12 protein-coding genes and 1 riboswitch are annotated in these 17,354 nt (G+C 57.6%); of the genes, 5 read left to right on the top strand and 7 right to left on the bottom strand.

Going from position 1 to position 17,354, the window contains the following annotated elements:
• Positions 1-221: 221 nt before the first annotated feature.
• The 6 genes from Q0526_RS05415 to Q0526_RS05390 form a co-directional block, all read right to left on the bottom strand.
• Positions 222-1,259 (bottom strand): asparaginase, encoded by a 1,038-nt coding sequence (locus Q0526_RS05415; protein ID WP_298731438.1) that lies wholly within the window; start codon positions 1,257-1,259, stop codon positions 222-224.
• An 80-nt stretch (positions 1,260-1,339) separates the two neighbouring features.
• Entirely contained in the window at positions 1,340-4,714 is a 3,375-nt protein-coding gene (locus Q0526_RS05410) for a SpoIID/LytB domain-containing protein (RefSeq protein ID WP_298731437.1), read from the bottom strand.
• 23 nt (positions 4,715-4,737) lie between these two features.
• A complete protein-coding gene (locus tag Q0526_RS05405; protein ID WP_298731436.1) occupies positions 4,738-6,039 on the bottom strand; it encodes a competence/damage-inducible protein A in 1,302 nt (433 codons plus the stop codon).
• Positions 6,036-7,229 carry a tRNA uracil 4-sulfurtransferase ThiI gene (thiI, locus tag Q0526_RS05400; RefSeq protein WP_298731435.1) on the bottom strand — a complete coding sequence of 398 codons (1,194 nt, stop codon included), beginning with the start codon at positions 7,227-7,229 and terminating at the stop codon, positions 6,036-6,038. Before thiI ends, Q0526_RS05405 begins: the two co-directional genes overlap by 4 nt.
• Before the next feature lie 18 nt (positions 7,230-7,247).
• Positions 7,248-8,405: a cysteine desulfurase family protein gene (locus tag Q0526_RS05395; RefSeq protein ID WP_298731434.1), complete on the bottom strand. Its 1,158-nt coding sequence runs from the start codon at positions 8,403-8,405 to the stop codon at positions 7,248-7,250.
• Positions 8,406-8,556: 151 nt separating this feature from the next.
• A complete protein-coding gene (locus tag Q0526_RS05390; RefSeq protein WP_298731433.1) occupies positions 8,557-9,570 on the bottom strand; it encodes an aldo/keto reductase in 1,014 nt (337 codons plus the stop codon).
• A gap of 161 nt (positions 9,571-9,731) precedes the next feature.
• Here Q0526_RS05390 and proC point away from each other — a divergent pair, with 161 nt between their 5' ends.
• The 3 genes from proC to Q0526_RS05375 are packed head-to-tail and all read left to right on the top strand — an operon-like array spanning position 9,732 to position 12,609.
• Entirely contained in the window at positions 9,732-10,535 is an 804-nt protein-coding gene (gene proC, locus Q0526_RS05385) for a pyrroline-5-carboxylate reductase (protein ID WP_298731432.1), read from the top strand.
• Positions 10,536-10,539: 4 nt separating this feature from the next.
• Positions 10,540-11,313, top strand: coding sequence for a glutamate 5-kinase (gene proB / locus Q0526_RS05380; RefSeq protein ID WP_298731431.1), 774 nt, complete (start codon positions 10,540-10,542; stop codon positions 11,311-11,313).
• Positions 11,314-12,609: a glutamate-5-semialdehyde dehydrogenase gene (locus tag Q0526_RS05375; protein WP_298731430.1), complete on the top strand. Its 1,296-nt coding sequence runs from the start codon at positions 11,314-11,316 to the stop codon at positions 12,607-12,609.
• 134 nt (positions 12,610-12,743) lie between these two features.
• Here Q0526_RS05375 and Q0526_RS05370 read toward each other — a convergent pair whose 3' ends face one another.
• Positions 12,744-14,765, bottom strand: a complete 2,022-nt coding sequence (locus Q0526_RS05370) for a GH25 family lysozyme (protein ID WP_298731429.1) — start codon at positions 14,763-14,765, stop codon at positions 12,744-12,746.
• Positions 14,766-15,167: 402 nt separating this feature from the next.
• Positions 15,168-15,285: riboswitch (TPP riboswitch) on the top strand.
• Between the two features lie 86 nt (positions 15,286-15,371).
• On the opposite strand from Q0526_RS05370, the gene thiT reads away from it, so the two are divergent.
• Complete coding sequence (thiT, locus tag Q0526_RS05365; RefSeq protein ID WP_298731428.1) at positions 15,372-15,938, top strand: energy-coupled thiamine transporter ThiT; 567 nt, start codon at positions 15,372-15,374, stop codon at positions 15,936-15,938.
• A 373-nt stretch (positions 15,939-16,311) separates the two neighbouring features.
• Positions 16,312-17,354, top strand: a 1,043-nt coding sequence (locus Q0526_RS05360) for a PTS transporter subunit EIIC (RefSeq protein WP_298731427.1), incomplete at its 3' end; no start/stop codon positions are given.

Raw genomic sequence — 17,354 nt, 5'->3', positions numbered from 1 at the left:
CTTTCTTTTTTGTGTTTTTTCGGATGGCTGAAAGTAAGGCGAGACTCTCTAAATTGTGTACGCGGTTGTATTCATCCAGACATCGAATCACGTCTTCTGCCTGGTTTATTCTTCATCCGATATTGCAATCAAAAGGCCCGACGCAAAAGCGTCGGGCCTTTTGATTATTTTCCGCAGTGGGATTTATCCTTTTGCTCTCGTAAAACCGTTGCCAGTTTCGTTTATGCCTCCGGTTCCGATGCATTTTCCAGCGGCTCCTCTGCCGGAAGAAGAATATCATGGGCCACAGGGGTCAAAAAGCGGCTGCGGAATTCCGTCAGATTCTGGCAGTGGGGCAAAAGGTGCATCGTTTTGGTGACCACAGACTCCAGCGTCATATCATAGGCTTCAATGACGCCATAGGTCTGTTTGATCTGGTGCCCCACCTGATACACACTCATATCGCTGCCTTCATAGATGACCTGTGTGGTCATGATGACCACCTTGCCTGCCTCGACCCACGCGCCCACTTCCCGGGCGAAATCCGCCGTGGCATAGTAGGGCACCCCGCCGACGCCAAACCCTTCCACGATCAAGGCATGGTAGGCCGGGCGTAGCAAAGTCAAGACGTCCGGGCGAATACCGGGAATCAGTTTGAGCACAAACACGTCGGGGTCCAGCAGCAAATCGCCCGTCGGTTTGCCCAGACCCTGCGGCATAGGCAGGACCGGATATACCCGCTGGTCCCGGATGCGAGCCACCTCGGGATAGCCGATGCTGGAAAACGCATGGTAACTTTTGGTCCGCAGCTTTTTGGCGCGGGTCCCCAACATAACCTGACCGTCAAAAACAATGGTCACGCCCCACCCGCAGCTAGAAGATGCGTAGAGAAAGGCATCCAACAAATTGCGGCGTCCGTCGGTTTCCCGTTCCCCAATCGAGTTTTGAGCGCCGGTCAAAACAATGGGCTTGCGGGAATTCGGCAGCATATAGCTCAAAGCCGCCGCCGTATAGGCCATGGTATCGGTGCCGTGAGTGATCACAAATCCGTCGTATTCATCGTAATGGTCCAAAATCGCCTGCGCGATTTTCTGCCAATGGCGGGGATGCACATTGGTGCTGTCCAACTGGAACAGTTGCTGGGTCTCCACCTGACAGATGGTTCGGATTTCCGGCACGGTGCGTAGCAGTTCCTGCGAGGTGAGCTGCGGGACCTTACCTTCACTGGTTTTTAAGGTGGCAATAGTGCCGCCGGTGGCCAGCATCAAGATTTTTTTCATAGATTGTCGGTTTCCTTCCCCTCCCCATGGGGGAGACGCACAAAAGATCCCGTCCGGGTGCGTCCCGAACGGGATAGATTTTAGTATGTGGTAATCGAGGTGCCGGGATAGTAATGCAGTAGGATATCCTGATATCCCCATCCGTTCTGCGCATAGCCGATGGCGCCCCACTGGCTCATACCACAGCCATGGCCATACCCGTACACATCAAAGATGAAGCAGTCAAGGCTGGCGTCATAGCTGACGGTAAAGCACTGGCTGCGCAGGCTTCGTCCATCTACGCTCTGCCGTGCCAGCAAGTTTTCTCGGAACCAACGCCCGCTGACCGTCTCACAGTTGCCGTCGGGACCCACCTGAATTTTGGCGACCCAGCCGTACTGGTTGGCCGAAAGGATCTTAAACCAGTTGTTGGGCTCTACGCCGGACAGGTCAATGCCCAGCTCGGAATTGATACGGTCCTGCAAAGTCTGGCGGGAGAAACGCGCCGTACCACTGGTATTGCCGTTGGTATTCCAGTTGGTAGCCACCGACTGGTCATAGGGGCTGTCCACCGCCTGCAGCCAAGGACGATCATTGCCCCAGACATCGGCGGCAGATGCCGTACCGGTGCTGGCCGAGGCAAAATACGGTGTGAAACAAACCTGCCCGTTATAGGTAACCAACACGTGAGCCACTTCCTGCGCAGCGGCCAAGGCCGTTGCCCCCGGCGTCGTGCCGGAAACCGCCGGATAGCCCGACTGACTCAGGATCCAGCAGTGGGTAGCCACACACTGGGCCTTATAGGCTTCAATCGGCGCATTGGAGCCTAGCTCGTTTTGTGCCACCATGGCCAGACATTGCACCAGATCCATGGTCTGGGCGGTGCCATTCATCGTCACGTTAATCGTTTCGCCCGTAGCGGAACTTCCGCCCGAGTCGGTGGAGGAAGAGCTGCTCTCTCCCCCTTCGCTGGAAACCGGCTCCTCGGTAGGTGCCGGGGTGGAAGTCACCTGATCCACCGTGACGGTTTGTTCCGGCAGACCGCCTTCGGCGCCCTGATTCAGATCCGACTCAACTTCGTTGCCGGACCCCGCCACATCCGTCAGACCAGACAGCAACTTATCGGTACTGGCTACCAGTGCATCTGTCTGTGCCTGCATATCTGCGATCTTGTCGCTCAGGTCACTGCCGCTCTCCTCTTCCTCCGCCTGCGCATTGTTGCGATTGGCGGTGCTGGCAGCACTTTGCTGGGCATAGCGATCCACGCTGGCCCCCAACAGGCTGCTCACCGTAGGCATGGGCTGATCCTTGCGCTGGTATTGCAATGCTGTCAGCAGCGGTTCTTCCGCCGCCGTGATGGACGCGCCATCCAAAGCGGCGCTTTCCTCTTCTTCGATCACCCGTCCGGTGACACAGAGCAGGACCCCATCCTCCTCAGTAGTTGTAGTCAGTGTCAGGAAATGGGAACGATCCCCAATCTCCACGTCGGTATTCCACAGACTGCGGGCTTGAATCCCCGCCACAAAAGACAGATAGTCGTAATAGTTGGAGAGGTCTGTACTGCCATACAGGTCAAAGGCCCCCTCCCCTTCCTCGGTGGGATCCAGATAGTAAACCACCAACACTTTGCAGCGGTAGGTCTGGTCCTGTAAGTAAAGGGTAAAGCCGCTGTTGTCCTTAATGGTTTCTTCCTGTGCCAGTGCGGCATAGGTATCGCCGGTGCATTCCAACACCGTATTGCCGGGGGAGTCCAACCCCAAGGCATTGGCGGTGGCAAACCGGGTGATGGCCTCGGTTGTTCCATCCGGCTCGGTGCCGGCCGCATAGACCAGCGTCCCCTCCATACCCGGCCACCCCAGATAGCCCGTCACACCGGGGCGCTTCTCCAAGGCATTGCCCAGATAGTTGGACACCGTATCGTCATACGCCGTCGTACCGTAATTTTTAGCCGCCGGACGGGCTCCCAGATCATGGCGGAAGAACCACCACAAAGCTACCACACCTGCCAACACCAGCAAAAGCAACAGCGACAGAATCAACACTACCGTACGTTTGCGGCGCCGCTCGCTGCGTTCAATCATCGCCAGACTGCGGTTGCGCAGGCTGCTGGCTGCGGGCTTCGGCTGAGCCACCGGTTCCTGTACCGGCTCATTCTTGGGGCGACGCCGGGGCTTAGCCTGTGCGGCAGCCAGCGCGGCTTCGTCCTCTTCCGAGAAAAGGCGGGTAGCCGCCCGGCTGAAATCCTTGGCGCTGGTGGTCCGCCCTGCGGCGGCATCCGCCTCATCGGCGGCCTGCGCGGCAGCCAATGCTTGCGGATCAATCTCTGCCGAAAAGTCGGGGATCTCCTCATCCAGAATCGAGGGGGCCGGCGGTTCCGCAGCATCCAGCCGCACATCGTAGTCTTGCGAAGCTTCTGCCGCATAGCTTGCGCTGCGGCGACGGCGAGATGCCGCCGCGGCCTGCGTGCCTGCCGTTTCGATATACAGCGGATCACTGTTCGGCTGAGGCGTTTCGCGCACCAGATCGGTTTCAAACTGGATGGTTCCGGTGGGCGCAACGTTCGACGCCGGAGCCGTTCCACGGCGCATGGGCGGGTCCTGCCGCGGCGGCATCGTGGGGTCGGCAGTATCAAAATCCATCATCGGTTCAAAGTCCGCCGTATGGTCAGGTTCACGAGTGGCCGGGGTACGGTGCCGCAGAGAAAACCGCACCGTATTTCCCCGTTCCCGTCCGGCTTCCGACACGATCAGCATCGGCCGTTCCTTACCGGGGCGGAAGGTAATGCAGGAATCGGTCAACTGCAGCCCCTGCATACGGCGCCGCAGCAGATCCAAAATTTGATTGCCAATGGCGGCATCGCTGAGTTCCGGCGGCAGGGCGCAGGCTACTGCTCCCGAGCGGTCGCAGATCAGCACAAAAGGACACTGCCCCACCGTAGCGGGCATATACGCGGCGGCATAATCCGCCCCGGTAGCCTGCAAAGCCGACGCCGCCCGCCCGGCAGCCGCCTGTACCACGTCGCCGGGGAATTTCTTCATCAACTGGGACGGAACTTTGATTTGACGCTGCCGCTGCGCGTTGGCATAGCTTTCGGTGCCGAAGTCAAAGACCGCTTCGCTGTGGGGCAGCGGCTGCAAGAGATCCCCCAACAGGCGCCCGGTGGTTTCGTCCACCGCCACCAACAGTTTGCGCTTTTTCAAAAGCAGGTCCAACGTGGCCTGCGCAAGGCTGGTCTCGCCGGTAGCAAAGACATCATCGCCAAACTTGGCGTTCAGTTTCTGCACCCATTTGTCGCAGTACTGCTCCGCCATAGCACGGTTGGGCGCACTGACCTGTACGCAGACGGCAAATTCTCCGTCCCGTTCCAACAGGCGCAGCCCCGGACAGCCGTCCGCACGGGCTTGCCGCAGCACCGCCGAAACTTCGGCGGCTGTGGGCCCGAATACCCGTAAGATTTTGAGTTGTGTGTTGACCATGATGTGCCTTTCCTTCGTGCTTGTTAGAAATTGGTCTGTTCCGGCGGGGTATCTTCCCGCACGGGAACACCATCGGGCACCGGCAACCCCAGCGCCATGCGGCGCAGCAGATCCAGCGCATATAACGCCGCCCGGGTCCGAATGATGCCGCGGTCATGATACCCGCCCAGCGTCAGACGCAAAAGCCAGCCCTGACCCGTGCGGGTATCGGCCCCGGCCAGATAAACCGTGCCCACGGGTTTGCCCGGCAAAGCTCCTCCGGGTCCCGCAATACCGGTGATTCCCACCGCCAGCTCCGCCCCCGAAACCTTGGCTGCCCCAAAAGCCATCGCCACCGCTACCGGGCCGGAAACCACATTGTATGTTTCGATCAGCGCCGGGTCTACGCCCAGCAGTTTTTGCTTGGCCGCTTCGGCGTAGGTGACAAACCCAAAGCCGAATACCTCGCTGGAGCCCGGCACATTGGTCAGCCGTTCAGCAATCATGCCGCCGGTACAGCTTTCCGCCGTGGCGGCGTGCAGGCCGCGCTCCCGCAGTACCCGGACCACCGTATACTCCAAGGCAGGGACATCCACATCGTAGGCAGCGTCCCCCAAAATTGCGCGGAACTTGTCCAAGTAGGCATTGCAGGCAGCTTCCGCCGCTTCGGCCGTAGCCTCCCGGGCGGTGACGCGGATCTCACTCTCCCCCGTTTTGCAGTAGATGGCTGCGGTGGGATTGGTGCTGTCAAAGAGTGGTGCCACCTTGCTGGCAATGCTGCTCTCGCCGCCCAGTACCCGCAAGGTACGGGAGTGAATCGTGCAATTCTGGCGCTGCTGCAGCGCCGGCCGAATCTGCTCGACCCACATGGCTTTCATCTCCCGCGGGACACCGGGCATCAATACCGCGCAATGCCCCTGTGCATCTTCAAACCATGCGCCGGGGGCCGTACCGTGTGCATTCGGGATCTTATGCCCCTGTGTGGGGACCATCGCCTGCTTGCGGTTGTTGGGCGTGGGGGTCCGATGAGTACGGGCAAAAAAGTCCACGATCTTTTGCCACTCGGTCTCATCAAAATGCAGGGTATCCCCAAAAGCCTCGGCGACCGTTTCTTTCGTCAGGTCGTCCTCCGTCGGACCCAAGCCGCCGGAAAATACCAACAGATCGCTGCGGCTGCGTGCCTGACAGACCAGCTCCCGCAGTCGTTCGGGATTGTCCCCGATCACATGCTCATGCAGCACGCTGATTCCCAGCTCTGCCAATTCCCGGCTCAAAAACTGGGCATTGGTGTTCACAATGTCCCCCAGCAGCAGCTCGGTACCTACACAAATGATTTCTGCTGTCACAGCAAATCGTCCTCTCCCATCCGAATGGCGATCTTCTCCACCTGCTGGGCTGCTTCCTGTTCCAAGGCACGCAGCTCCGGCATCTCTTCCTCCGCAGCCAAAATCTCGGCCAGCGTGGGGTTGGTCTTGGGATGAGGCGGCGTAAAGATGGTGCAGCAGTCCTCATAGGGTTCGATGGAAGTTTCAAACGTTCCAATCTTTCGGGACAAGGCAATGATTTCGGTCTTATCCGTCCCGATGCAGGGACGCAGTACCGGCAGATCCTGTGCCGCATCTGTGCAGGCCAGCGCCGCCATCGTCTGGCTGGCCACCTGTGCCAGACTTTCCCCGGTGATCAGGGCCTGCAGTTCCAACCCGTCGGCTACCTGCTTGGCGATCCGCAGCATGCTGCGGCGCATAAGCACGGTGAACAGCACATCGGGAGCATGGTCACGAATATATTCTTGCGGCTTGGTGTAGGGCACCACAAACAGGGTACAATTTCCCGTATACTCCACCAGTTCTTTGGCCAGCTTCTGCACCTTGAGTTTGGCCCGCAGGCTGGTATACGGCGGACTGGCAAAGTGGATGTGATGCAGTGCCAAGCCCCGGCGTGCCATGCACCAAGCTGCTACCGGGCTGTCGATACCGCCGGACAGCAGATTCAGTGCCCGCCCGCTGGTCCCCACCGGCAAACCGCCTGCCGCATCCACCTTGGGGCCGTGCACATAGGCGGCATGATCCCGGATTTCCACCATAATTTCCAACTGGGGATTGTGGACGTCCACCCGCAGGTGGTGGTGCTTATCCAGCAGATAAGCGCCCAACTCCCGGCAGATTTCGGGGCTTTTCATCGGGTAGGACTTATCGGCGCGCTTGGCCTCCACTTTAAAGGTACGCAGTCCCCGCAGCGTCTGGCCCAGATACGCCTCGGCAGTCTCGCAGATGGCGGCAAAGTCTTTGCTGCACTCCACCGCACGGCTCATCTTTACAATGCCAAACACCCGAGAGACCCGACGGAAGGCCTCATCAATATCCAGTCCTTCCTCCATCGGTTCGATAAAAACCGTGCTCTGCGCCTGATACACTTTAAACTTGCCCAGCGACTCCAAGCGCCAACGGATAATCTTGGCAAGCCGTGCTTCGAACTTGCCGCGGTTAAGACCTTTGAGGGTCATCTCCCCCTGATAGGCCAGAATGATTTCTTTCATAGGAATTGCCTTTCCTTATTAGATATGCTGCAAACTTTTGAGGCCGTTTGTCAGCCCGTCCAACAGAGCATCCACGTCCTCCTCGGTATTATCCGCGCAGAAGCTTACCCGCAGCGCGGTGTGGATCCGGCAGTCATCGCAGCCCATAGCCTGCAGGGTGTGGCTGGGTTCCCCTTTGTCGCAGGCACTGCCTCCCGACACCAACACCCCCCGGGTGTTGAGATAATTGATGAAAGTCTGGCTGTTGACACAGCCGGTGGAGAAATTGACCACCTCTGGCACTGCATCGTCCGGAGAATTGAAGGTTATGCCGGGCAATGCCGCCAGCCCTTCCCGCAGACGGCGGTTAAGCTCTTTCATGTGCTGACTGCGGGTACGCATCGTCTGGTATCCCTTAGCTGCAGCCAAGCCCAACCCCACAATGTAGGGGGTATTCTCGGTGCCGGGACGCAGCCCACGCTCCTGATGACCGCCGCAATAAGGCGGGCGCAGCGTTTGACGCTGGCTGTCCCGGATGAAAAGCGCCCCAATCCCCTTGGGCGCATGGATCTTATGACCGGACACGGCCAAAGTATCCACCCCTGCCCATTTTTGCAGGTCAATGGGGATCCGCAGCCAAGCCTGCACGGCATCCACATGAAAATGGGTGCGGCTGTTGCGTGCTTTGATGCCCTCAGCCAGTGCTGCAATATCCACCACCGTACCGATCTCGTTGTTCACCGCCATACAGGCAGCCAGCACGGTGTTCTTGTCCACTGCCGCCAAGAACTTTTCCACGTCCAAGTGTCCGTCTGCTTCCGGCTGGATTTCCACCACCTGAAAGCCTTCCCGTTTCAGCGCGCGGACCGCAAGCTGCACGCTGGGATGTTCAAAGCCGGACACCACTACTTTGTTGCCCCATTGCCGCCGGGGCATGGCCGCGCCCCACACGGCCATATTGTTGCCCTCGGTACCGCAGGCGGTAAAATAAATCTCATCGCTGCGGCAATGCAGCGTTTTCGCGATCCGAGTACGGGCATTTTCGATACCATCCTGTGCGGCCACCGCCGGGTCGTACAGGCTGCTGGGATTGGCCCACAATTCCACCAGCGCGTCATGGATGACCTCGGTCACCGCCGGGTCGACGCGGGTGGTAGCGGCATTATCCAGATAATGAAGCTGGGGGTCGGAAAGCATACTGATTCCTCACATTTTTGCACAAAATTATACAGGATAAATTATACACGCCCCCAGCCGGAAAAACAACCGCCCCCGCAAAAAAATTTCCCATATAGAGGCTGCAAAAAACCGTGAAACACTGCTAGCGTTCCACGGCAGAAAATGCAGATTATTCTCCGAAATCTTGCGCAGCTTTTTTCAGCATGCTGCGAATCGGCAGGTTGTAGGGGCAGCGGGTTTCACAAGCACCGCATTCTACGCAGGCGCTGGCCTTGACCGGCAAAGCTGCGTACCGGTCCCGGCCCCAGTCTGCCAGACCATACCGGTTCAAGTACCCTTGGAACAGGAAGACATTGGGGATGGAGATTCCCACCGTGCAGGGGGCACAGTAGTTGCAGCGGCGGCAGAACTGGGTTCCCAAGGCGTCCCGTACCTTCTGGCATGCCGCCTGCTCCTCTTCGGTCAGCGGCGCAATGTTCTCGGCACCCTTGACGTTGCCTTCCAACTCCTCGATGGCCGCCATACCCGGGATGGCCACCGTAACATGGGGATTGGATAATACGTACCGCAACGCCAGACGACCGTCTTCAATGGCACCGCCGGCCAGAGGTTTCATATCGATAAAACCTTTGCCTGCTTTGGCACAGCGGTCAATGAGTTCTGCCCCCTGCTGCTCTACGATATTGTACGGGAACATGATGGTCTCGATTTCCGGGATCTCCAGCGCCGCTTCAAATACCGCGGCCAGATGTGCCGTGAGGCCAATATGCCCCACAATGCCCTTCGCCTTGGCTTCCAGCAGTGCCTCCATAGAGCCGCCGGGAGCCAAGATCTGCTTCAGATCCTCCAGACTGGGGTTGTGGAACTGGTACAGCTCAATATGGTCCGTGCGCAGATTCTGCAAGCTCTTGGCCAGCTCCCCTTCCATCTCGGCCTTCGTCAAGGCACGGCACTTTGTAGCCAACACAAAGGCATCCCGCAGGCCCAACTCCTCCAGCGACTGGCCGATCCATCCTTCGCTGACCGTGTAGGCCCGCGCTGTGTCAATGTAGTTGATGCCGGCTTCGTGGGCTGCCTTGAGCAGTTCCCGCGTGCCGGGCTGATCGATGCGCTGAATGGGAATACCGCCAAACCCCAGCCGGGAAATTTTCAGGCCGGTTTGGCCCAGTTGTACATATTGCATACTGTTCGCCTCGTTTTTTCAATTTTGCTCGTTTCGCTCCCTATTATAACAAATTCCCGGTAGATTTCCAATGCTAAGGGGCTTTTCGATTGACAAAATATCCCCGGTGCGCTACCATTACAATATAAATTTTCAGGCCGTTATTTAGAGGGGGAACCACTATGAAATACGGATTTATCGGCTGTGGCAATATGGGCGGCGCCGTGGCGCGGGCCGTCTGCAAAGGCGCCGGTGCCGGCGACGTACTGCTGGCCAATCGTACACCCGCCAAGGCAGAGGCATTGGCGGCCGAGTTAGGCTGTGCCTGCGGCACAAATGAGCAGGTTGCCGGAATCTGTGACTTCATCTTCTTGGGCGTCAAACCGCAAATGATGGAAGACATGCTGGACGCACTGGCGCCCGTACTGGAATCCCGTGCCGAGAGCCGGCCTTTTGTGCTGGTCACAATGGCTGCCGGTCTTTCGATGCACCAGATCCGCCAGATGGCTGGCAGCGGCTATCCCATCATCCGCATGATGCCCAACACCCCGGTGTCGCTGGGTTCTGGCATGATCCAGTACTGCTATAATGATGTGGAGCCGGAGCAACTGCAGGAATGGTTATCCGCTATGGCCCCCGCCGGACAACTGGACGAGGTTCCGGAATCCTTGATTGATGCTGCCAGCGCTGTATCCGGCTGCGGCCCCGCGTGGGTTTATCAGTTTATCGAAGCACTGGCTGACGGCGGTGTAGCTGCCGGTCTGCCGCGGGCCAAGGCGCAGGAGTATGCCGCCCAGACCGTGCTGGGCAGCGCCCGCATGGTTTTGGAATCGGGGCTGCACCCCGGAGCACTGAAGGATGCGGTCTGCAGTCCGGGCGGTTCTACCATTCAGGGCGTGCGCTTGTTGGAGCAGCGGGCCTTCCGCGGTGCCGTGACAGATGCTGTCTTGGCAGCCTATGAAAAAACAAAGGAATTGGGGAAGTAACATCATGCGAATCGTCGTAAAGGTCGGCACCAGCACCATTGCCCATCCGGGTGGCCGGCTGAACATCCGGCATACCGAAGATCTCGTGAAGGTATGGAGTGACATCAAAAACGCCGGACACGAATTGATCGTCGTTTCCTCCGCCGCCACCGGGTTAGGCGTAGGCAAACTGCAAATTCAAAAGCCGAAGGACATCACCACCAAACAGGCTGCCGCCGCCGTGGGGCAATGCGAATTGATGTACACCTACGACCGCCTGTTCAGCCAGTACAACCACACGGTAGCCCAGATGCTGCTCACGTGGGAGGATTTTGACCACGAAAACCGGCTGCGCAATCTTTGCAGCACCTTGGAGCGCTTGCTTCAGTTGGGTGCCATCCCCATCATCAACGAAAATGACCCCATCGCCATTGAGGAATATTCTCTCGGCGACAACGACACGCTGGCCGCCTTGGTAGCCCAGTGCATCCATGCCGATCTGGTCGTCTTGCTTTCCGATATCGATGGATTATACACCGCTGACCCCCACACCAATCCCAACGCACAGTTGATTCCCGTGGTAGAGGAGATCACCCCGGAAATCGAGTGCTTGGCCGGCGGTGCCGGCTCCTCGCTGGGGACCGGCGGTATGCTGACCAAGGTAGTGGCTGCCAAGCGAGCCACGCAGGCCGGTGTGGATATGATCATTGCCAACGGTTCCCATGCCGAGATTCTCTACGATATTTTGGAAGGCAAACCGGTTGGCACCAAATTTATTGGAAAAAAGGAGGTTTTGTAAATGACCACCCATGAGATTTTGCAGGCAGCCCAAACCGCCCGTCTGCCGTTGGCATTGGCCGATACCCATGCCAAAAACGCAGCGTTGGAAGCCATGGCGGTAGCACTGGTCGCCGCACAGGAAGAGATCCTGACGGCAAACCAGCAGGATCTGGAAGCTGCCCGGGGTCGGGTCAGCGAGGTCATGCTGGACCGACTGGCTTTGACCCCCAGCCGCCTGACCGACATGGCCAAGGGTATGCGAGAAGTGGCCGCACTGCCTGATCCGGTTGGGACCGTACTGCGCAAGATTGTGCGGCCTAACGGGTTGGTGATCGAAAAGACTGCCGTTCCCATGGGTGTTATTGCCATCATTTACGAAAGCCGCCCCAATGTAACCAGTGATGCCGCCGCGCTGGCGATCAAAGCCGGCAGCGCCTGTGTGCTGCGCTGTGGCCGCGATGCTTGGGCCAGTTGCCATTCCATTGTGGAAGCCCTGCGGTCAGGCTTGCGCAAAGTGCATCTGCCGGAAAACGCCATCAGCCTGATCGAGGATACCTCTCACGCCAGCGCCAACGAATTGATGACCGCTGACGGGTTGGTGGATCTGTTGATCCCCCGGGGCGGCGCCGGTTTGATCCGTGCTTGTGTGGAGAATGCCACGGTTCCCTGCATCCAAACCGGCACCGGCATCTGCCATGTGTATGTGGACGCGGCAGCCGATTTGGATATGGCCTTGCGGATTGTGGAGAACGCCAAGACCAGTCGCCCCAGTGTTTGCAACGCCGAGGAAGCCCTGTTGGTTCACCGGGACGTGGCTGCCGAGTTCCTTCCCATGCTGAAAAAGTGTCTGGTGGACGACCGTGCTGCCGCAGGCCTAACGCCGGTGGAGCTGCATTTGGATCCCGCGGCCGCTGCCATCATCGAAGGAGTACCAGCCTCCCCCAACGACTTCGACACGGAATATCTGGACTACAAGCTCAGCGTAGCCGTGGTCCCCTCGTTGGAAGATGCCATCGCGCATATTGCCCAGCATTCCACCCACCACAGCGAAGCCATTGTTACCGCCGACAAGGTAGCAGCCCACCGCTTTGTGACCTGTGTGGACAGCGCTGCGGTCTATGTCAACGCCAGCACTCGCTTTACCGATGGCGGAGAGTTCGGCCTTGGCTGCGAAATGGGGATCAGCACCCAAAAGCTGCACGCCCGCGGCCCCATGGGATTGGCAGAGCTGTGCACCTACAAATACATCGTGCATGGCAACGGCCAGATTCGCGGCGGCGCCGCATCGATGCTTCAGACGCCCTGCCAAGGGTAACTACTTTTTCATCCAATCAGCCGCCCCTTTCCGGTAATCCGGAAAGGGGCGGCTTTTTTGTACAATTTATAAGCAACAAAAAAGGCGGACGCCCGAATCTTCGGACGTCCGCCTTGAATCCTATTGTGCAGCGATCAGCCGATGTTCATATCCACGTTGGTGGAGATACCGTTCACACGGCCCGTGCTGGTGTACTGCCAAATGTTGTACTTGTAATTGAAGCTGAGCGTGTCGCGGTACTGTGCGATCCAAGTGTTATACTTGCTGATATTCGCAAAGTTCAGCGCGTTGTAGAACCAGCTAGCGTAGGAATACACGCCGGCTTTGTATCCTGCATTGCGGATGGTCTCGCAGAATGCCACCGCGCAGGCGGTCCGCTCCGTAGCGCTGATGGCGTTGGCACGGCCACCGACCACCGACTCGGTATCGTAATAGACACCCAACGGCAGCGAATAACCGCTGACCAAGCTCAGCACCATGCTGGCTTCCTCCACCGCTTCGGCCTCATTGATAGCCTGACTGTAGAAGTAAACGCCCACCTTCAGACCCGCGTTGATCGCGCCTTGAATGTTCTGGCGATAGGTGGAATCCTCTACCAGCGCGCCTGTGCCGTAACCACGGTAACCACAGCGGATGATGGCAAAGGTGATGCCGTCCGCCTTGACCGCATTCCAGTCAATATTGCCTTGGAACTTGGAAACGTCAATGCCGCGAGCGGTACGATTCAAAGCGCCGTCCGCGCCAAAGGTGTAAACATCGCCTTGAATGACCTGATTGCCGGTGACCGGCTCATGGGTGACGGGGTCATAATAGTATGTAGCGCCGTCGATCTCCTGCCAACCGGTATAGATGTACTCGATCTTCTCTGTGCTAGTCACAGCAAAATTGTATCCGGCCAGCTTGCTTGCCTCGATGTTATCGGGCCAATCCGCCGTGGGATCCTTTGCCGGGGTAGCCGTAGGCTTAGGCGTCGGTGTAGCGGTAGGCACCGGAGTCGCAGTCGGCGTGGGAGAAGGCGTTGCCGTCGGGGTAGGCGTCGGCGTCGCTGTGGGAGAAGGCGTCGCCGTCGGGGTGGGCGTGGGCGTCGCCGTGGGGGCAGGCGTCGGAGTAGGCGTGGCTTCGGTCTCTCCACTGGGAGTCGGAGTAGGATCGGTGGCGGTGCCGCCGGTGCCTTCCCCGTTTTCGTCTGCCAAGGGCTGTGCCACATCTTCCACTCGATGAGCCATCGACATGGTACGGCCGGTGTCGCCCAGATTCACGATGGAGTCCGCTGCCCCCGGCAGCCAGACAGACATAGCGCTATACGCAGAATATCCGCTATCCCGCTGGGCACTGGTCAGCTCCTCGGTGCCGTCCTTATAGACCGGCAAGTAAGGGGATTCGCTGCCGTCGTTGAAGAGCAAGTGACCACTGCTGCTCAACTTGGCGGTATACACGGTGCTGCGGCTCTTCTCGGTCTTGGAACTCTCGGCGTACTGGACCGTATCGGTCACTTCTTCGGCGATGGGAGCCGAGCCGCCGGTATTCGCAGCGGAGTCCTCAGCGCTCTCATTGACCTGACTGGATTGCAGGATCTTATCCTTGACCGCGTTGACGTCCGCCTTATAAACTACTTTTTCTTCCACCGTGACCGTGGTGCTCTCCGGCACTGCGTAGCCTTCAATGGGCTGGATCGTCACGGTGTATTCACCGGGTTCCACCTCTTCCGCCAGTGCGGTACCGGTCTCGGTATCCACTGCATAATCGGTGGCTTCCCCTTCTGCGTCCGTCAAGGTGACGGTGGCTTCTACACCAACCAGCGGCACCTTGCCTTGCAGGGTATCTTCTTCATCCGTTTCCTCTTCAGCCTCCGGCGTGGGGCTGGGGGTCTGGGCACTTTCTGCCGTTTCTTCAGGCAGCGTATACAACTGCATGCCCACATCCTGCTGGATCACGCTGATATCCGCCAGCAGCGTGATGTCCGGCTCCGGCGTGGGTTCCGGCGTAGGCGCAATGGTGGCTACCGGCTCCGGCGTGGGCTCTGGCTCGCTGCCCGGCACAAAGGAGGCCGCAAATACCCCCAGACCGATACTGGCCGTAAGCACCGCCGCCGAACCACCGGCTACCAACTTATACAAGGGTAACCGGGCGAAGGCGTTGCCGGAAAAATACTTCATAGGATTCCGCTTATTGAACATCCTTACCTCACCGTTCTAATTCTTATAGGGAAACAATAGTACACTACGTACAGCATCATAGCACAAAAGCGTTTATCGCTGCAAGGGGCAAAGACCCCCAAAACGGCAGATTTTGCTGTAAATTTTTGACAATTTTTTGCAGCGGTTTTTGGGGGCTTTTCCTATTTTTTCGTCTTTTTTCCGTTCTTTTTCCCTATTTGGTGTTCTCGTTTTTTTCTTTATACTACAACTTGTATTGCGCAAATCGCCCATGCTCTTGTCGTCTGCCTTGGGGTTTTGACATAGAACTACCTTATTTTATATAAAGCACAAAGGGAACTTTCTGTCGAATACAGATCCTTTTCTTGACAAAACGCGCAGAGCGTGTATACTGTGTACTGGACATAAAAACAGGGGCGCTGAGGGGCATCCTCGGCTGAGATCGAAGCAAACTGCAGCTTCGGGTCACCTTGAACCTGATCCGGATAATGCCGGCGTAGGAAGTTTGACCCATAGGACGTCATACTGCGTTTGCGCCTGCTTGTTTGAGCGGGCGCTTTTCTTGTTTTTATGTACCTTATAAAATTTTGTGGGAGGAGTATACCTATGACCAAAACCTATTCCAAGACCCGCACGCTGGTGGAATGTGCCCTGATGATCGCTTTGGGCACCGTGCTGGCCAACATCAAGATCTACGAACCGCCCAACGGCGGCTCCGTCACCTTGTTCAGCATGCTGCCCTTTATTTTGATTTCCTTCCGGCATGGCGTGAAGTGGGGCCTGTTTACCGGCTTTGTAAACAGCCTGCTGCAGATGCTGTTGGGCTTCTACGCACCGCCGGCCCCCGGCCTGCTGCCTTTGGTGGGCATGATTCTGCTGGATTATGTGCTGGCCTTTACCCTGCTGGGTCTGGCCGGTGCCATCGCCAAGCCGTTTGCCAATCGTATGGTAGGCGTCGCCGTGGGTACTGCGGTCGTTTGCGGGATCCGCTTCCTGTGCAGCTTCTTGTCCGGTGTTCTGATTTGGGGCAACCTCAGCGAAGGCTTGCCCGCTTGGACTTACAGCCTAGGCTACAACGGCAGCTACATGCTGCCTGAAACCATTCTGACCACCGTAGCTGCCGTCTTGATCTACAAGGCCGCCCCGCAGCTGTTTGTGGACCAGAATCGGTAACCCAATCTTCGCAGCGAATCCAAACACAGCATCCGTCGTTCTTTCCCTAGCGGGAAGGTGCGGCGGGTGCTTTTTGTCTTTATTTCCATGTGATTTGGTCCATGCAATCTTTGCTCCATCCAATTCTGTTATAAAAATAACTTTCATGTTCTTGTTCTCGAATTATATTTTTTTGCGCAAAATCTCCTCTTTTGCTCACATTTTGACCAAAATACTAGCTACTTTTTTGTCCTTTTGCCAAATTGTATAAATTTGCTTTCTTTTTTGTGAAGAATGTGTTAATATAAAGGCAACAAGGCATACGATTGAAAGAACCAGAACGATCGGCTGCCCCGTTATGAGGAATCCACTTGAACTTTGGAGGAATGCTTTTATGATGAAGTATCTGCAAAAGCTCGGCAAGGCCTTAATGCTGCCCGTCGCCGCGCTTCCTGTTTGCGGCATTCTCATGGGTCTGGGCTATGCGTTGGCTCCGGCCGCTATGGGTGCTGAAGGCTCTACCACCGGCCTCGCTTACACGGCCGGCTTTATCCTGATCAAGGCCGGCGGTGCTTTGATCGACAACATGGCTTGGCTGTTCGCCGTTGGCGCTGCGGTCGGCCTGTCCGATGACCATGACGGTACCGCCGCTTTGGCTGGTCTGGTCAGCTACCTGATGATGACCCAGCTGCTGAGCACCGGTGTTGTCAGCGCCCTGCCTTTCATGAATCTGGTTGAGGGCACTTCGACCTACATCGCGTTCCAGAAGACTGCCGGCAACGCTTTCATCGGCATTCTGGCTGCCATCATTGGTTCCACCTGCTACAACAAGTTCAAGAGCACCCAGCTGCCTGACTGGCTGGCCTTCTTCAGCGGCAAGCGCTGCGTGGCTATCGTCACCGGTTTGGTCTCCATCGTTGTTTCCGTTATCCTGCTCTTCGTCTGGCCCATCATCTTCAATGCTCTGGTTCTGCTGGGCGACGGCATCGTCAGCATGGGCGGCATTGGCGCCGGTCTGTACGCCTTCTTCAACCGCTTGCTGATCCCCACTGGTCTGCATCACGCCCTGAACAACGTGTTCTGGTTCGACACCATCGGTTTGGGCGACCTGACCAACTACTGGGCTGGTAAGACTACCGCCGATGTGGGCTGGAGTCTCGGTATGTACATGTCCGGCTTCTTCCCCTGCATGATGTTCGGTATCCCCGGCGCGGCGCTGGCTATGGTCCACACCGCCAAGAACAAGAAGGATGCTATCGGTCTGGTGGCTTCCGCTGCTATCTGCGCGTTTGTCTGCGGCGTTACCGAGCCCTTCGAGTTCGGCTTCATGTTCCTCTGCTTCCCCCTGTACGTTGTGTATGCTGTTCTGTACGGCATCTTCACCGTCATCACCTACTACGTTGGTTTCCGTGCCGGCTTCATGTTCTCTGCCGGTGC

It is taken from the genome of uncultured Subdoligranulum sp., from assembly GCF_937890665.1.
The sequence above is the reverse complement of the archived record's forward strand: the minus strand, read 5'-3'. Positions and strand labels throughout refer to the sequence as shown.